We start from the raw sequence: 16,324 nt of genomic DNA, 5'->3' as shown, positions 1-16,324 counted from the left end.
GCCCAGATCCTCTATGGCTCACCGCCACAGCCCACCGTCGACGGGTGACCATGCGGACGTCAAATCGTTGAAACGTACCAGGCCGGAAGCGGTCGGGGTGGAACCTCCCATGGTTGTCCCACATCCCTCCATGGGGAAGCCCACACTTGTCCGTTCAGCACCCTGTTCCTGCCGGTCCCTGCCCGAACCCGGCCCTCGTGTACCCGGCACGTGGAGGGAGCGTCTAGCCTGGCAAGCGAATCGAAGCGGCGAGAAACGGGCACAGGACTCGGGGAAGCGACGACACACCATATGGGGAGTGCTGTGATCACGGCGCGCGCGGCTGCCACCTTCGAACCGGTCGGGCGCTCCGTCGCGACGGCCCGCGCCTTTGTCCGGGACACCCTCCAGGGGTGGGGATACACCGACGTGGTCGACGACGCCGTCGTCCTGACCAGCGAGCTCGTCACCAACGCGGTGGTCCATGCGGGCACCGCGGCGGACGTGCTGTGTCTGCGCACGGAGGACGGGGTCCGGGTCGAGGTCTCCGACCACTACCCGGAACGGGAGATCCCGCTCCAGTCCACCGGCCTGGACTTCGGCAGCCCCGACCGGGAGAGCGGCCGCGGCCTGCTGCTGTGCGCGGCCCTGGCCTCCCGCTGGGGCGTCGAGTACTCCCCCACGCACAAACACGTCTGGTTCCAGCTCGACCTCCCCGACCGGCCGGTGGGCATCCGCTCCGCGGGCCCGCTGCTCCCCGTCGGCCTGCTCCCCGTCACCGACGAACGCGTCAGGGTGGCCGTCGTCCAGATCGACAGCACCGGGGCCATCGCCGCGTGGAACGACGACGCCACGTATCTCTTCGGACACACGGCGGAACAGGTCACCGGCAAGCAGCTCACGGACTTCACCGCCTGGCCGCAGACCCCCGGCACCAACACCGGCATCGCGGACGCGCTGCGCCTGTCCCGCTGGGAGGGCAGCTACGGCATCCGGGGCGCCGACGGCCGTACGATCCCGGTCTACGGCTCCCACCTGCGCGTACGGGACACCCAGGGCGAGCCCTCGACCGTGTGCCTGCTGGTGCGCGACTACGAGCGGGCGGTGCTCCAGTCACCGGTACGCACTCCGGTCTCCGACGCGAACACCGAGAGCCGGTCGACGGACCCCTTCGAGGTCTTCATCGGCTCCCCCGCCCCCGACGACCTCGACGGCCTGCTCCAGCGCACCGTCGAGCGCGCCCGCGACATGCTCGACGCCGACGCGGCGTTCCTGCTGCTGGCGACGGACGACGAGACCGAGCTGGAGGTCCGGGCCACGACCGGCCTGCCCTCGGCCCGCCAGCGCTTCGCCCGCGTCCCCGTCGAGGCCGGCACCGGACGCTACGGCTCCGCGCGCATGCCGGCCGTCCACGAGGACCTCGACGCCGTGCCCGGCGCCGTCCCGCTGCTCACCGACACGGGCATGCGCTCGGTGGTGACGGTTCCGCTGAAGGTCGAGGGCCGGCTCACGGGCTCCCTGGGCGTCGCGGCGGAGGCCGCCGGCCGGTACTCGAACGAGGAGGCCCTGCGCCTCCAGTTCGCCGCGGACCGCATCGCCCTGGCCGTCGAGTCCGCCCGCCTGGGCGAACTGGAACGGCTGCGCCGCGGCTCCCTCTCCTTCCTCGTCGAGGCGTCCGACCTGCTGGCCGGCACGCTCGACCGCGACCAGACGCTCGCCCTGATGGCACAGATGACGGTGCCCACCCTGGCCACCTGGTGCGCGGTCTACACGATCGCCGACCAGTCATCGGACCCGTACCTCTCGTACGTCCTGCACGAGGACGAGGAGCGGATCGACGGTCTCAAGGCCCTGCTCTCCAAGATCGCCCCGCCTGACCCGGTACCGACACCGGGAGCCCGGGTCTGGGCCGCACCCTCCGAGGCCGCCCACGAGGCGGCTCTGCGGACGTCGATGCGGAACATCGGCCTCGGCGACCCCGGCGGGCTGGGCGCGGGTATCCGTACGACGCTGGCCACCGCGGCCGCGGTGGGCGGGGAGACCGTGGTCCTGCCGCTCGTCGCCCGCAACCGCGTCATCGGCATGCTCACGCTCGGCAAACCGTCCGACGACCACTTCCGCCAGGAGATCCTGGAGCTCGCCGAGGACCTCTCGCGCCGGGCAGCCCTCGCCCTGGACAACGCCCGCCTCTACTCGGAGCGCATGGCGATCAGCCAGTCCCTGCAGCGCAGTCTGCTGCCGCCGGGGCTGCCCGACGTGCCCAATGTCGAGATCGAGGTCATCTACCGGGCAGCCGGTGAGGGCAACGAGGTGGGCGGCGACTTCTACGACGTCTTCCCGATCCGTGACGGCGCCTACGGCTTCGCCATCGGCGACGTCTGCGGCACGGGCCCGGAGGCGGCGGCGGTCACGGGTCTGGCCCGGCACGCCCTGCGCCTGCTCGCCCGCGAGGGCTTCGGCGGCCCCGCCGTCCTGGAGCGGCTGAACGCCGCGATCCTCGACGAGGGCGCCCGCAGCCGCTTCCTGACCCTCCTGTACGGGGAGTTGTGGCCCCAGGAGGACGGCAGCGCCCTTCTGAAGGTGGTCTGTGCCGGCCATCCGCTGCCCCTGCGCCTGCGCCAGGACGGCTCGGTCGAGGCAGCCGCCGAACCCCAGCCCCTGCTGGGCGTCATCGAGGACCTGGAACTGTACGAGCAGACGGTGACCCTGGAACCGGGTGACGTCCTGCTGTGCGTGACCGACGGTGTCACCGAACGCCGCGAAGGCACGCGCATGCTCGGTGACGACGGCCTGGCGGACGTCCTGGCCAACTGCACGGGCCTGACGGCCGGAGCAGTCGCGGCACGCATTCTGCGGGCCGTCGAGCGCTTCGCCGCCGAGCCGGCATCGGACGACATGGCCATCCTCGCGATGCGCGTCCCGGAGCCACCGGCCGCCGTGTAACGGCCGATGACTCCGGATGGCTTCCGATGCCTCCGGAATCGAGTAGGAGGGACGGGTCGCCCGTCCCTCCTCTCACACCACCGGACATGCGGGCCACGCATCCGGCGGTTCATCAAGCTGATCTCAACCGTTGCCAGGTCGGCTTGAGCATGCGCAGGCCAAGACCCTCCCAGTGAGAGTTGGGCAGCGCCCGCTGGAGGACGACCGATCCCGCGATCCGCCAGTAGCCTTTGCTACTGGCCGCCCATTCCTGAGCAGAACGCTCACCGATCCCGAGCGCCCGCAGGTTACGACGTCTGGTCGCGTGCCGTTTCCATTCCTTCCAGCGGATCTGCCGCATCCTGCGGTGGAGCCACTTGTCCAGCCCCTGGAACACCTTGGGGGTGTCCGCGAGCTGGAAGTAGCCCATCCAGCCAGTGGTGAAGTGGTTGATCTTCGCGATGCGTTCATCCATCGCGATACTCCACCGGCGAGACGTCAGTTCCCTGATCCGTACCTTCCAACGCGCGAGCGCCTTCGGGTCGACCCTGATCCTGACCTCCCCGCCCCGGACGAAGTAGAAGCCAAACCCCAGCATCGTCATACGAGAAGCTGGGACCACCTTCGACTTGTCCCGGTTGACCTTCAGTTTCAACCGCTGCTCGACCACGGCCGTGACCGAGTCGAGCACTCTCTGAGCGGCTCGCTTACTCCGCACGAAGATCCGCAGATCGTCGGCATAGCGCGCGAACCGGTGACCACGCCTGAACAGTTCCCGGTCCAGATCGTCGAGCATGATGTTCGACAGGACGGGCGACAGGGGCGACCCCTGCGGGGTCCCCTCCACGCTCGGCATCTTCACGCCGTCCACCATGATCCCGGCTTCCAGATACCTCCGGATCAGCTTCAGAACCCTGCGGTCACTGACCTTGCGCGCCACCCGTGCCATCAGAACATCGTGCTGAACCCGGTCAAAGAACCGGTCCAGATCAAGGTCCACGACCCACCGATTGCCGTCCTCAACGGCCCGCCGCGCGACACGCACCGCCTGATGGGCGGACCGGCCGGGACGGAACCCGAAGGACGACCCGGAAAAGCCAGGGTCGAAGATGGGCACGAGTACTTGCGCGATGGCCTGCTGGATCAAGCGGTCCAGCACCCGCGGCACCCCCAGCATCCGCTCGCCGCCGCCAGGCTTCGGGATGATCACCTGACGAACCGGCGCCGGCCGGTAGATGCCCGCATCGAGTTCAGCCCGGACCTCGGGCCAGTGCACCGCAACCCACGGCCTGAGTTCGGCCGTAGTCATGCCGTCCACCCCGGGAGCACCCCGGTTCACCTCGACACGGTTGAGCGCCACGAGCAGGTTCTCCTTCGAGAGCATCAACTCCCACAAAGAGGTTTCCCGTTCGTGGTGAACTTCCTTCATGGAGCGCGCCGACCGGTCACTACGCTCCGTCGACGGCGTCACCGGGTGCACCGACTCTTCCCCCCACGGCACCGCCGAAGCAGTTTTGCTGCGATCACCATGACCAGCACGAGCAACCACCACATCGTCCGTTCCACTCGATGTTCGGCCCTTCCCAGCCGCCGTACTCATCCCGGCTGGTACTACGGCCTCTGCTGACTTCTGCCCGGTCAGACCGCACCTTCCGATGCGGCCCGTCGGCGCGGCGACGCCTCAGCACAACCGACACCCGGACAGATCTCCCCAGGTAAGAACGATCACTGTCCCTGGATCCCCGCCGCGTTTACGCACTGGCCTTCTTGGTGGAGACGGGCTTCGCCTTCCGTAGCAGGCTCACCCGACCAGCACGCCTCATACGCGGTTCGTGTTCCTCGGTACCCAGGTCTCGCCTCGGGCTTCCTCCAGACCCCACCTCACGATGACGCCCTTGCCTCCGGCTCGGGGTAAGCACCACCTCTTCCCCCAGGGGACTTCCACCCCCAAGCAATCGCCCATGCTGGGCGCACTACGCGAAAGGCCCCCGCCAAGTGGCGGGGGCCTTTCCCTGTTCTGAGCCCCAATGCGGAATCGAACCGCAGACCTTCTCCTTACCATGGAGACGCTCTACCGACTGAGCTATTGGGGCCTTGCTGCCCTGCGGCAACGAGCTAAAGCATACCCTGAACGAGGGGGTGTGCAAAACCGCCTGTCGCACCGTCACCAGCCCGCCCACCAGCGGCGTTCCAGCAGAGGCGTTGCAACAGCCGGCGCCTCCCCCGAGGCCGCCGCGGCCGGCCGCAGCTCGCCGGCCGAGAGACTCTGTAAACGCGGAAAAGCCCCGTGCCACAAGGGCACGGGGCTCAACCATTCTAAAAGGAGTTCGGCGGCGTCCTACTCTCCCACAGGGTCCCCCCTGCAGTACCATCGGCGCTGAAAGGCTTAGCTTCCGGGTTCGGAATGTAACCGGGCGTTTCCCTAACGCAATGACCACCGAAACACTATGAAATTAACCAACACCGGAACAAAACACGGCCGTTCGTTATTTCAGAACTAACACAGTGGACGCGAGCAACTGAGGACAAGCCCTCGGCCTATTAGTACCAGTCAGCTCCACCCGTTACCGGGCTTCCACATCTGGCCTATCAACCCAGTCGTCTACTGGGAGCCTTAACCAATCAAGTTGGTGGGAATACTCATCTCGAAGCAGGCTTCCCGCTTAGATGCTTTCAGCGGTTATCCTTTCCGAACGTAGCCAACCAGCCATGCCCTTGGCAGGACAACTGGCACACCAGAGGTTCGTCCGTCCCGGTCCTCTCGTACTAGGGACAGCCCTTCTCAATATTCCTACGCGCACAGCGGATAGGGACCGAACTGTCTCACGACGTTCTAAACCCAGCTCGCGTACCGCTTTAATGGGCGAACAGCCCAACCCTTGGGACCGACTCCAGCCCCAGGATGCGACGAGCCGACATCGAGGTGCCAAACCATCCCGTCGATATGGACTCTTGGGGAAGATCAGCCTGTTATCCCCGGGGTACCTTTTATCCGTTGAGCGACAGCGCTTCCACAAGCCACTGCCGGATCACTAGTCCCGACTTTCGTCCCTGCTCGACCCGTCGGTCTCACAGTCAAGCTCCCTTGTGCACTTACACTCAACACCTGATTGCCAACCAGGCTGAGGGAACCTTTGGGCGCCTCCGTTACTCTTTAGGAGGCAACCGCCCCAGTTAAACTACCCATCAGACACTGTCCCTGATCCGGATCACGGACCCAGGTTAGACATCCAGCACGACCAGAGTGGTATTTCAACGACGACTCCACAACCACTGGCGTGGCCGCTTCAAAGTCTCCCACCTATCCTACACAAGCCGAACCGAACACCAATATCAAACTATAGTAAAGGTCCCGGGGTCTTTCCGTCCTGCTGCGCGAAACGAGCATCTTTACTCGTAGTGCAATTTCACCGGGCCTATGGTTGAGACAGTCGAGAAGTCGTTACGCCATTCGTGCAGGTCGGAACTTACCCGACAAGGAATTTCGCTACCTTAGGATGGTTATAGTTACCACCGCCGTTTACTGGCGCTTAAGTTCTCAGCTTCGCCGACCCGAAAGTCAGCTAACCGGTCCCCTTAACGTTCCAGCACCGGGCAGGCGTCAGTCCGTATACATCGCCTTACGGCTTCGCACGGACCTGTGTTTTTAGTAAACAGTCGCTTCTCGCTGGTCTCTGCGGCCACCCCCAGCTCAGGAAGCAAGTTCCCTCACCAGTGATGGCCCCCCTTCTCCCGAAGTTACGGGGGCATTTTGCCGAGTTCCTTAACCATAGTTCACCCGAACGCCTCGGTATTCTCTACCTGACTACCTGAGTCGGTTTAGGGTACGGGCCGCCATGAAACTCGCTAGAGGCTTTTCTCGACAGCATAGGATCATCCACTTCACCACAATCGGCTCGGCATCAGGTCTCAGCCTTAATGTGTGACGGATTTACCTACCACACGGCCTACACCCTTACCCCGGGACTACCACCGCCCGGGCTGGACTACCTTCCTGCGTCACCCCATCGCTTACCTAGTACAAGTCTGGTTCGTCGGCTCCACCACTACCCTCAACTCCGAAGAGATCGGGCCGGCTTCACGGACTTAGCATCGCCTGATTCAGTATTGGGCGTTTCAAAGCGGGTACCGGAATATCAACCGGTTGTCCATCGACTACGCCTGTCGGCCTCGCCTTAGGTCCCGACTTACCCTGGGCAGATCAGCTTGACCCAGGAACCCTTAGTCAATCGGCGCACACGTTTCTCACGTGTGTATCGCTACTCATGCCTGCATTCTCACTCGTGAACCGTCCACAACTCGCTTCCGCGGCTGCTTCACCCGGCACACGACGCTCCCCTACCCATCCCAGCAGGCGTTGGCCCTTAATGCTGGAATGACACGACTTCGGCGGTACGCTTGAGCCCCGCTACATTGTCGGCGCGGAATCACTTGACCAGTGAGCTATTACGCACTCTTTCAAGGGTGGCTGCTTCTAAGCCAACCTCCTGGTTGTCTCTGCGACTCCACATCCTTTCCCACTTAGCGTACGCTTAGGGGCCTTAGTCGATGCTCTGGGCTGTTTCCCTCTCGACCATGGAGCTTATCCCCCACAGTCTCACTGCCGTGCTCTCACTTACCGGCATTCGGAGTTTGGCTAAGGTCAGTAACCCGGTAGGGCCCATCGCCTATCCAGTGCTCTACCTCCGGCAAGAAACACACGACGCTGCACCTAAATGCATTTCGGGGAGAACCAGCTATCACGGAGTTTGATTGGCCTTTCACCCCTAACCACAGGTCATCCCCCAGGTTTTCAACCCTGGTGGGTTCGGTCCTCCACGAAGTCTTACCTCCGCTTCAACCTGCCCATGGCTAGATCACTCCGCTTCGGGTCTTGAGCGCGCTACTAAATCGCCCTATTCGGACTCGCTTTCGCTACGGCTTCCCCACACGGGTTAACCTCGCAACACACCGCAAACTCGCAGGCTCATTCTTCAAAAGGCACGCAGTCACGACGCACCGAGTAAACTCGATGCGCGACGCTCCCACGGCTTGTAGGCACACGGTTTCAGGTACTATTTCACTCCGCTCCCGCGGTACTTTTCACCATTCCCTCACGGTACTATCCGCTATCGGTCACCAGGGAATATTTAGGCTTAACGGGTGGTCCCGCCAGATTCACACGGGATTTCTCGGGCCCCGTGCTACTTGGGTGTCTCTTAAACGAGCCGTTAATGTTTCAGCTACGGGGGTCTTACCCTCTACGCCGGACCTTTCGCATGTCCTTCGCCTACATCAACGGTTTCTGACTCGTCTCACAGCCGGCAGACTATGAAAAAGAGATCCCACAACCCCGCATGCGCAACCCCTGCCGGGTATCACACGCATACGGTTTGGCCTGATCCAGTTTCGCTCGCCACTACTCCCGGAATCACGGTTGTTTTCTCTTCCTGAGGGTACTGAGATGTTTCACTTCCCCTCGTTCCCTCCACACTGCCTATGTGTTCAGCAGCGGGTGACAGCCCATGACGACTGCCGGGTTTCCCCATTCGGACACCCCCGGATCAAAGCTTGGTTGACAGCTCCCCGGGGCCTATCGTGGCCTCCCACGTCCTTCATCGGTTCCTGGTGCCAAGGCATCCACCGTGCGCCCTTAAAAACTTGGCCACAGATGCTCGCGTCCACTGTGCAGTTCTCAAACAACGACCAGCCACCCATCACCCCACCCTTACAGGCGAGTTCACTGGGGCCGGCAACCGAAGGACGACCTTTACGGCCGTACCTTCAGATACCCAACAGCGTGCCCGACCCGACCGATCACCCTCACGTTCCACGCCGAAGCAGTACTAGTGAAAACAACCTGTCGTGCCGAATAGTCAACGTTCCACCCATGAGCAACCAGCACCGAACATTCGCCGGTGTACTGGCCTCTGACCGAACCGAGGTCCGGTAAGAAGTGCTCCTTAGAAAGGAGGTGATCCAGCCGCACCTTCCGGTACGGCTACCTTGTTACGACTTCGTCCCAATCGCCAGTCCCACCTTCGACAGCTCCCTCCCACAAGGGGTTGGGCCACCGGCTTCGGGTGTTACCGACTTTCGTGACGTGACGGGCGGTGTGTACAAGGCCCGGGAACGTATTCACCGCAGCAATGCTGATCTGCGATTACTAGCAACTCCGACTTCATGGGGTCGAGTTGCAGACCCCAATCCGAACTGAGACCGGCTTTTTGAGATTCGCTCCGCCTCGCGGCATCGCAGCTCATTGTACCGGCCATTGTAGCACGTGTGCAGCCCAAGACATAAGGGGCATGATGACTTGACGTCGTCCCCACCTTCCTCCGAGTTGACCCCGGCAGTCTCCTGTGAGTCCCCATCACCCCGAAGGGCATGCTGGCAACACAGAACAAGGGTTGCGCTCGTTGCGGGACTTAACCCAACATCTCACGACACGAGCTGACGACAGCCATGCACCACCTGTCACCCGACCACAAGGGGGGCCGTATCTCTACGGCTTTCCGGGCGATGTCAAGCCTTGGTAAGGTTCTTCGCGTTGCGTCGAATTAAGCCACATGCTCCGCTGCTTGTGCGGGCCCCCGTCAATTCCTTTGAGTTTTAGCCTTGCGGCCGTACTCCCCAGGCGGGGAACTTAATGCGTTAGCTGCGGCACCGACGACGTGGAATGTCGCCAACACCTAGTTCCCAACGTTTACGGCGTGGACTACCAGGGTATCTAATCCTGTTCGCTCCCCACGCTTTCGCTCCTCAGCGTCAGTAATGGCCCAGAGATCCGCCTTCGCCACCGGTGTTCCTCCTGATATCTGCGCATTTCACCGCTACACCAGGAATTCCGATCTCCCCTACCACACTCTAGCCTGCCCGTATCGACTGCAGACCCGGGGTTAAGCCCCGGGCTTTCACAACCGACGCAACAAGCCGCCTACGAGCTCTTTACGCCCAATAATTCCGGACAACGCTTGCGCCCTACGTATTACCGCGGCTGCTGGCACGTAGTTAGCCGGCGCTTCTTCTGCAGGTACCGTCACTTTCGCTTCTTCCCTGCTGAAAGAGGTTTACAACCCGAAGGCCGTCATCCCTCACGCGGCGTCGCTGCATCAGGCTTTCGCCCATTGTGCAATATTCCCCACTGCTGCCTCCCGTAGGAGTCTGGGCCGTGTCTCAGTCCCAGTGTGGCCGGTCGCCCTCTCAGGCCGGCTACCCGTCGTCGCCTTGGTAGGCCATTACCCCACCAACTAGCTGATAGGCCGCGGGCTCATCCTTCACCGCCGGAGCTTTTAACCTTCCCCCATGAGAGGGAAAGTATTATCCGGTATTAGACCCCGTTTCCAGGGCTTGTCCCAGAGTGAAGGGCAGATTGCCCACGTGTTACTCACCCGTTCGCCACTAATCCACCCCGAAGGGCTTCATCGTTCGACTTGCATGTGTTAAGCACGCCGCCAGCGTTCGTCCTGAGCCAGGATCAAACTCTCCGTGAATGTTTTCCCGTAATCGGGTAGACACACACGAGAGCGGAACGGCCAGGTCGGAATAAGACCGACCGTTCACTGTGTCCTCGCTGTGTTCATTGCCTACCAGGCCGGTAAAGGCCTGTTAGGACTTTCAAAGGAACCTCGAACCTGCCGAAGCAGGTCGGGGTATCAACATATCTGGCGTTGACTTTTGGCACGCTGTTGAGTTCTCAAGGAACGGACGCTTCCTTTGTACTCACCCGCAGAACATTTTCTGGGGCTTTCCTCCGGGCGCTTCCCTTCGATCTTGCGTTTCCGACTCTATCAGACTCTTTCGTGTCCGATTCCCGGTCGAAGCGGGCCTCGCATTTACCGCTTTCCAGTTCTTCGCTTTCGCGTTTCCCTTTCCGGCGGTTCCAACCTTACCAGACTCATTTCGTTCCGTTTCCGGTCCGAATTTGAATTCCGGTGGCCGTTGAAGTGGCCTTGCCTTTCGGCGGATCCGACTTTATCAGAACTTCTGAGTCGGAATTCCCACCCTCTGCGGGAGGCTCACGGGCACGTGTGTGCGCGGTGCTTCCCGGCGAGGTGGAGACGTAAACGTACTGGAGCGGGGCGCCCCGATGCAAATCGGGGGCCCCGCTCCGGAGTTCGCGCCTGTTCAGCCCTGCCGGCGTCAGACCTCGACGACGACGGGAAGGATCATCGGGCGCCGGCGGTAGGTGTCGGAGACCCACTTGCCCACCGTGCGGCGGACCAGCTGCTGGAGCTGGTGCGGCTCCATGACGCCGTCCTGGGCCGACTTGTTGAGGGCCTCTTCGACCTTCGGTACGACCGCGCTGAACGCCGAGTCGTCGATGCCGGAGCCCCTGGCCTGGATGTGGGGGCCGCCCACGATCTTGCCGGAGGAGCTGTCGACCACGATGAAGACGGAGATGATGCCCTCGTCGCCCAGGATGCGGCGGTCCTTGAGGGACGTCTCGGTGACGTCGCCGACCGAGAGGCCGTCCACGTACACGTATCCCGCCTGGACCTTGCCGACGATCTTGGCCTTGCCGTCGATCAGGTCGACGACCACGCCGTCCTCGGCGATGACGATGTGGTCCTTCGGAACGCCGGTGAGGGCGCCCAGTTCGGCGTTGGCCCTCAGGTGGCGCCACTCGCCGTGGACCGGCATCAGGTTCTTCGGCTTGCAGATGTTGTAGAAGTACAGCAGCTCGCCGGCCGAGGCGTGGCCCGAGACGTGGACCTTGGCGTTGCCCTTGTGGACGACGTTGGCGCCCCAGCGGGTCAGGCCGTTGATCACGCGGTAGACCGCGTTCTCGTTACCCGGGATCAGCGACGACGCCAGGATGACCGTGTCGCCCTGGACGATGCGGATCTGGTGGTCGCGGTTGGCCATCCGGGACAGGGCCGCCATCGGCTCGCCCTGCGAGCCCGTACAGACCAGCACGACCTCGTCGTCCGGCAGGTCGTCGAGGGTCTTCACGTCGACGACCAGGCCCGCGGGAACCTTCAGATAGCCCAGGTCACGGGCGATGCCCATGTTCCGGACCATCGAGCGTCCGACGAAGGCGACCCGGCGGCCGTACTCGTGGGCCGTGTCGAGGATCTGCTGGATGCGGTGCACGTGGCTGGCGAAGCTCGCCACGATGATGCGCTTCTGGGCGTTGGCGAAGACCGTGCGCAGGACGTTCTGGATGTCCCGCTCCGGCGGGACGAAGCCGGGCACCTCCGCGTTCGTCGAGTCGGAGAGCAGAAGGTCGATGCCCTCCTCGCTCAGCCGCGCGAACGCGTGCAGGTCGGTGAGGCGGCCGTCCAGCGGCAGCTGGTCCATCTTGAAGTCGCCGGTGGCGACCGCCATGCCCGCGGGGGTGCGGATGGCGACCGCGAGCGCGTCCGGGATGGAGTGGTTGACCGCGATGAACTCGCAGTCGAAGACTCCGATGCGCTCCCGCTGTCCCTCCGTGACCTCAAGGGTGTACGGGCGGATGCGGTGCTCCTGGAGCTTGGCCTCGATGAGCGCGAGGGTCAGCTTGGAGCCGATCAGCGGGATGTCCGGCTTCAGACGCAGCAGATACGGGACACCACCGATGTGGTCCTCGTGGCCGTGCGTCAGGACGATGCCCTCGACGTCGTCGAGGCGGTCCCGGATGGTCGTGAAGTCCGGAAGGATCAGGTCGATGCCCGGCTGCTCCTCCTCCGGGAAGAGGACGCCGCAGTCGACGATGAGCAGGCGGCCGCCGTACTCGAAGACCGTCATGTTGCGGCCGATTTCGCCGAGGCCGCCGAGGGGGGTGACCCGCAGGCCGCCCTTCGGGAGCTTCGGCGGGGTGCCGAGTTCAGGATGCGGATGACTCAAAAGACTCTCCTTACCACACGCGCCACGTACCGCTTGGGCACGTGGCGCGCATGTCATTCGTGCACTTGCTGTTGTCTTTGGTGTTGCTCATTGCGAGTGTTCTTCGCGTATTCAGTTGTGAAGTCTGTGGTTAGAGCTGTACCCCACCGGCGGCGAGATCGATCTTGAGCTGTGCCGTTTCCTGCGCGGAGAGTTCCACCAGGGGCAGCCGCAGCGGACCTGCCGGGAGGCCCTGGAGGGTCAGTGCCGCCTTGGTGGTGATCACGCCCTGGGTGCGGAACATGCCCGTGAAGACCGGCAGCAGCTTCTGGTGGATCTCCGTGGCCTTCTGGACGTCTCCCCCGAGGTGGGCCTCGATGAGCGCCCGCAGGTCCGGGGTGACGATGTGGCCGACGACGGAGACGAACCCGACCGCGCCCACCGAGAGGAGCGGGAGGTTCAGCATGTCGTCGCCGGAGTACCAGGCCAGTCCGGACTGGGCGATGGCCCAGCTGGCGCGGCCGAGGTCGCCCTTGGCGTCCTTGTTGGCCACGATGCGCGGGTGCTCGGCCAGCCGGACGAGGGTCTCTGTGTCGATCGGCACACCACTGCGGCCGGGAATGTCGTAGAGCATCACCGGCAGACCCGTGGAGTCCGCGATCGCCGTGAAGTGCCGGAGGAGGCCCTCCTGCGGCGGCTTGTTGTAGTACGGAGTGACCGCCAGGAGGCCGTGGGCGCCGGAGCGCTCGGCCGTGCGGGCGAGCTCGATGCTGTGGCGGGTGTCGTTGGTGCCGATGCCGGCGACGATGTGCGCCCGGTCCCCCACCGCCTCCAGCACAGCCCGTACGAGCTGGTCTTTCTCCGCATCGCTGGTGGTCGGGGACTCGCCGGTGGTGCCGTTGATGATCAGGCCGTCATTGCCTGAGTCGACCAGATGGGTGGCGAGCCGCTGGGCACCGTCGATGTCGAGTGCGCCGTCCGCCGTGAACGGCGTGACCATAGCGGTGAGGACCCGCCCGAAGGGGGTCTGCGGAGTGGAGATCGGAGCCATGGGTACCACGCTACTCGTTGCTCGGCGCCCGGTGTCCCCTCGGGGGGACAAGCAAGAGGAGCCCGGCACTGCCTGCTCGGGGGTTCAAGCAGTGCCGGGTCCGTTTGATCAGCCTAGATGAACTTCACGAAACGCCGCAATACGGACACCGCTTACGGGGCAACGCGTCCGTTTTTGTTGAAGGCTGCATGGGTGAGCGGCATGAGCTGTGCCCAGTGCGCTTCCATCTGCTCGCCGACCATCTCGATCTCGCGCTGCGGGAAGGACGGGACCTTCGCGAGTTCGTGCTGCGTACGCAGGCCGAGGAAGTGCATCAGCGAGCGGGCGTTGCACGTGGCGTACATCGAGGAGAACAGGCCGACCGGGAGGACCGCACGGGCGACCTCACGGGCCACACCCGCGGCGAGCATCTCCTGGTAGGCCTCGTACGCCTGGCGGTACGAGTCCTCCATGACACGGCCGGTGAGCTCCGCCTGCGCCTCGGTGCCCTCGACGAACTCGTACTTGCCGGGGCGGCCCTGCTGGACCAGCTTGCGGGACTCCCCCGGGACGTAGAAGACCGGCTCCAGCTCCCTGTAGCGGCCCGATTCCTCGTTGTACGACCAGCCCACGCGGTGCCGCATGAACTCGCGGAACACGAAGATCGGGGCGCTGATGAAGAAGGTCATCGAGTTGTGCTCGAACGGGCTTCCGTGCCGGTCCCGCATCAGGTAGTTGATGAGCCCCTTGGAGCGCTCAGGATCCTTGGTGACCTCTTCGAGGGACTGCTCACCGGCCGTGGAGACACGGGCGGCGAAGAGCACATCGGAGTCACCTGCGGCATGTTTCACCAGGTCAACGGTGACATCGCTGCGGAAGCTGGGCTTTGCGGGTTCGGGGGTGTCGGTCACCGGCGGGGGTCCTTCCAATGGCGTCGCTCGGGCGGCGCCCACTCTACGGGCCGCCACCGACAACGCGGTCGGCACCGCCCGTCCGGGGATTTCTTCGGTCAATCCGGCGATTCGGGGCACCGATCGGGCCTGTCATGCGTCTGACTCAGTGGCACCACCCGAATCAGAGTTCAAGGAGAGCCACCTCATGTTCCGCCGGCGTGAATCCGTCCCGTTCTCGTTCGTAGCCGAGGCCGACCGATTCCGCAGTAACGTCACACCGCCCCCGCGCGAGCGTGCCTCCCTCTCCGAGCGGACAGGCAGCATCCTGATCGGCCTCGTCGTGGTCGCCGGGCTCGCCGGATCGCTGCTGCTCGGCCTGCCCGCCCTGGCGCCCGAGCAGTCTCCGCAGCACAGTCAGCAGACCGAGGCCGCACACGGGCGATGACTCGGACGGGCCCCCTGGGGTGGTCCGGCCGGTAGCCTCCTCGGTAGCCTCACCGGGCACAGCAATCGAGCGTGCTTGTGAGTGAGGATCAGTCGTGCCCCTGCCCTTCCTGACGGCCGACCGCGCGTTTGACGCGAGCGCTGAGGATGTCGCGCTGCCGTTCGACGACCACGACAGCTGGCGGCGTCCCTACCGCCCCGGGCCCTGGCGTGTCGCGGCCGCGGCCGGTCTGCTGCTGCTTGCCTCGTTCATCCTGTTCGCCGGGATGATCACGGCGTTCGCCGGGGCGCTGCCCGGGGCCGGCGCCTGTCTCGCCCTGGCTCTCGCGGTGATCCTCTGCGCCCTGCGGATGCTGCGGATCGGCGCCTGGGTGAGCCGGCACGGCGTGCGCCGGGTGGGCTTCTTCCGGACGACGACGGTGCCGTGGAACCGTGCGGCGGCGGTCCGTACCGTGCAGCAGCCGGTGAAGTGGCTCGGGTTCCCGCGCACGGTGCAGGGCCAGGCCCTGATCGTCGTACGCAAGGGCGGGGACGCGGTGCCGCCGCTGCTCACGGACTCCAACGCGGACTTCCTGGCGCGGGGTGAGGCGTTCGACCGGGCCGCGGACACGATTGAGGCCTGGGGGGACGAGTACCGGCGTCCCTAGCGGGGCCGGCCGTCCGGCGGTACGTCCTCAATCGCCGGACGGGCTGAAGGACCTTGTACTCCATCGCCGGACGGGCTGGAAACGATGCCCGTCCGGCTCGAAGTGGCCCGTCCGGGTTGAGTTGCCGGGCGGGCTTGCGGGGTTCAAGGGCTGGACGGGGCCGTAGTGGACGCCGGGCGGTTGCGGAGGGCGATGGCTCGTTGCATGGCCTTGCGGGCCCTGGGGGTGTCCCTGGCGTCCTGGTAGGCCACGGCGAGGCGGAACCAGCAGCGCCAGTCGTCCGGCGCGTCCTCCGTCTCCTCCCGGCGGCGTGCGAACACCGCGTCCGCCGAGTCACGGTCGATTCGCCCGCTCGGGGTACGGACCAGTTCGTCGACCGGCAGTCCGCCCTCGGCGTCGAGTTCGGCGGCCAGGGCGTTGGCCCTCCGGACGAACTGGGTGTTCTTCCAGAGGAACCAGATGCCGATGACCGGCAGGATCAGCACGGCGACCCCGAAGGTCACCGTGACCAGCGAGCCGTGCTCGATGAGCAGGACACCCCGGCTGCCGACCAGGACGAAGTAGAAGACCAGGACGGCAGCGGTGACGACGTAAGTGATCTTTGCGCGCATGGCGGGGCTCAG

8 protein-coding genes, 1 tRNA gene and 3 rRNA genes are annotated in these 16,324 nt (G+C 64.5%); 3 read left to right on the top strand and 9 right to left on the bottom strand.

Annotated elements, in window-relative coordinates; genetic code table 11:
- The first annotated feature begins 303 nt into the window (after positions 1 to 303).
- Positions 304 to 2,922 (top strand): SpoIIE family protein phosphatase, encoded by a 2,619-nt coding sequence (locus OG408_RS29400; protein WP_266783603.1) that lies wholly within the window; start codon positions 304 to 306, stop codon positions 2,920 to 2,922.
- Between the two features lie 112 nt (positions 2,923 to 3,034).
- On the opposite strand, the gene ltrA is transcribed toward OG408_RS29400, so the two are convergent.
- From ltrA to thyX, 8 genes are all read right to left on the bottom strand, one after another.
- Positions 3,035 to 4,453: a group II intron reverse transcriptase/maturase gene (gene ltrA, locus OG408_RS29395; RefSeq protein WP_326672846.1), complete on the bottom strand. Its 1,419-nt coding sequence runs from the start codon at positions 4,451 to 4,453 to the stop codon at positions 3,035 to 3,037.
- A gap of 468 nt (positions 4,454 to 4,921) precedes the next feature.
- Positions 4,922 to 4,994: transfer RNA gene (locus OG408_RS29390), tRNA-Thr, on the bottom strand.
- 232 nt (positions 4,995 to 5,226) lie between these two features.
- A 5S ribosomal RNA gene (gene rrf / locus OG408_RS29385) occupies positions 5,227 to 5,343 on the bottom strand.
- Between the two features lie 79 nt (positions 5,344 to 5,422).
- Positions 5,423 to 8,547, bottom strand: a 23S ribosomal RNA gene (locus OG408_RS29380).
- A gap of 300 nt (positions 8,548 to 8,847) precedes the next feature.
- Positions 8,848 to 10,373: ribosomal RNA gene (locus tag OG408_RS29375) — 16S ribosomal RNA — on the bottom strand.
- Together the 16S, 23S and 5S rRNA genes with 1 tRNA gene alongside form the textbook arrangement of a ribosomal RNA operon.
- A 649-nt stretch (positions 10,374 to 11,022) precedes the next feature.
- The gene (locus tag OG408_RS29370; RefSeq protein ID WP_266783601.1) at positions 11,023 to 12,708 is read right to left on the bottom strand and encodes a ribonuclease J; all 1,686 of its coding nucleotides are present in this window, start codon (positions 12,706 to 12,708) and stop codon (positions 11,023 to 11,025) included.
- A 130-nt stretch (positions 12,709 to 12,838) separates the two neighbouring features.
- A complete protein-coding gene (dapA, locus tag OG408_RS29365; RefSeq protein WP_266783599.1) occupies positions 12,839 to 13,738 on the bottom strand; it encodes a 4-hydroxy-tetrahydrodipicolinate synthase in 900 nt (299 codons plus the stop codon).
- A 152-nt stretch (positions 13,739 to 13,890) separates the two neighbouring features.
- Positions 13,891 to 14,628: an FAD-dependent thymidylate synthase gene (gene thyX / locus OG408_RS29360; RefSeq protein ID WP_266783597.1), complete on the bottom strand. Its 738-nt coding sequence runs from the start codon at positions 14,626 to 14,628 to the stop codon at positions 13,891 to 13,893.
- A gap of 187 nt (positions 14,629 to 14,815) precedes the next feature.
- Here thyX and OG408_RS29355 point away from each other — a divergent pair, with 187 nt between their 5' ends.
- Positions 14,816 to 15,055: a hypothetical protein gene (locus tag OG408_RS29355; RefSeq protein ID WP_266783595.1), complete on the top strand. Its 240-nt coding sequence runs from the start codon at positions 14,816 to 14,818 to the stop codon at positions 15,053 to 15,055.
- 94 nt (positions 15,056 to 15,149) lie between these two features.
- Positions 15,150 to 15,701, top strand: a complete 552-nt coding sequence (locus OG408_RS29350) for a hypothetical protein (RefSeq protein WP_266783593.1) — start codon at positions 15,150 to 15,152, stop codon at positions 15,699 to 15,701.
- 143 nt (positions 15,702 to 15,844) lie between these two features.
- On the opposite strand, the gene OG408_RS29345 is transcribed toward OG408_RS29350, so the two are convergent.
- Positions 15,845 to 16,312, bottom strand: coding sequence for a tetratricopeptide repeat protein (locus OG408_RS29345; RefSeq protein ID WP_266783591.1), 468 nt, complete (start codon positions 16,310 to 16,312; stop codon positions 15,845 to 15,847).
- Between the last annotated feature and the right edge of the window lie 12 nt (positions 16,313 to 16,324).

The organism is Streptomyces sp. NBC_01257, assembly GCF_035917255.1.
GTDB lineage: Bacteria > Actinomycetota > Actinomycetes > Streptomycetales > Streptomycetaceae > Streptomyces.
This window is presented reverse-complemented; position numbering and strand designations above follow the sequence as displayed.

Bases quoted from the DNA above. Each gene is read 5' to 3' on its own strand.
- dapA (WP_266783599.1), bottom strand. From the start codon at position 13,738: ATGGCTCCGATCTCCACTCCGCAGACCCCCTTCGGGCGGGTCCTCACC.
- OG408_RS29355 (WP_266783595.1), top strand. From the start codon at position 14,816: ATGTTCCGCCGGCGTGAATCCGTCCCGTTCTCGTTCGTAGCCGAGGCC.
- OG408_RS29345 (WP_266783591.1), bottom strand. From the start codon at position 16,312: ATGCGCGCAAAGATCACTTACGTCGTCACCGCTGCCGTCCTGGTCTTC.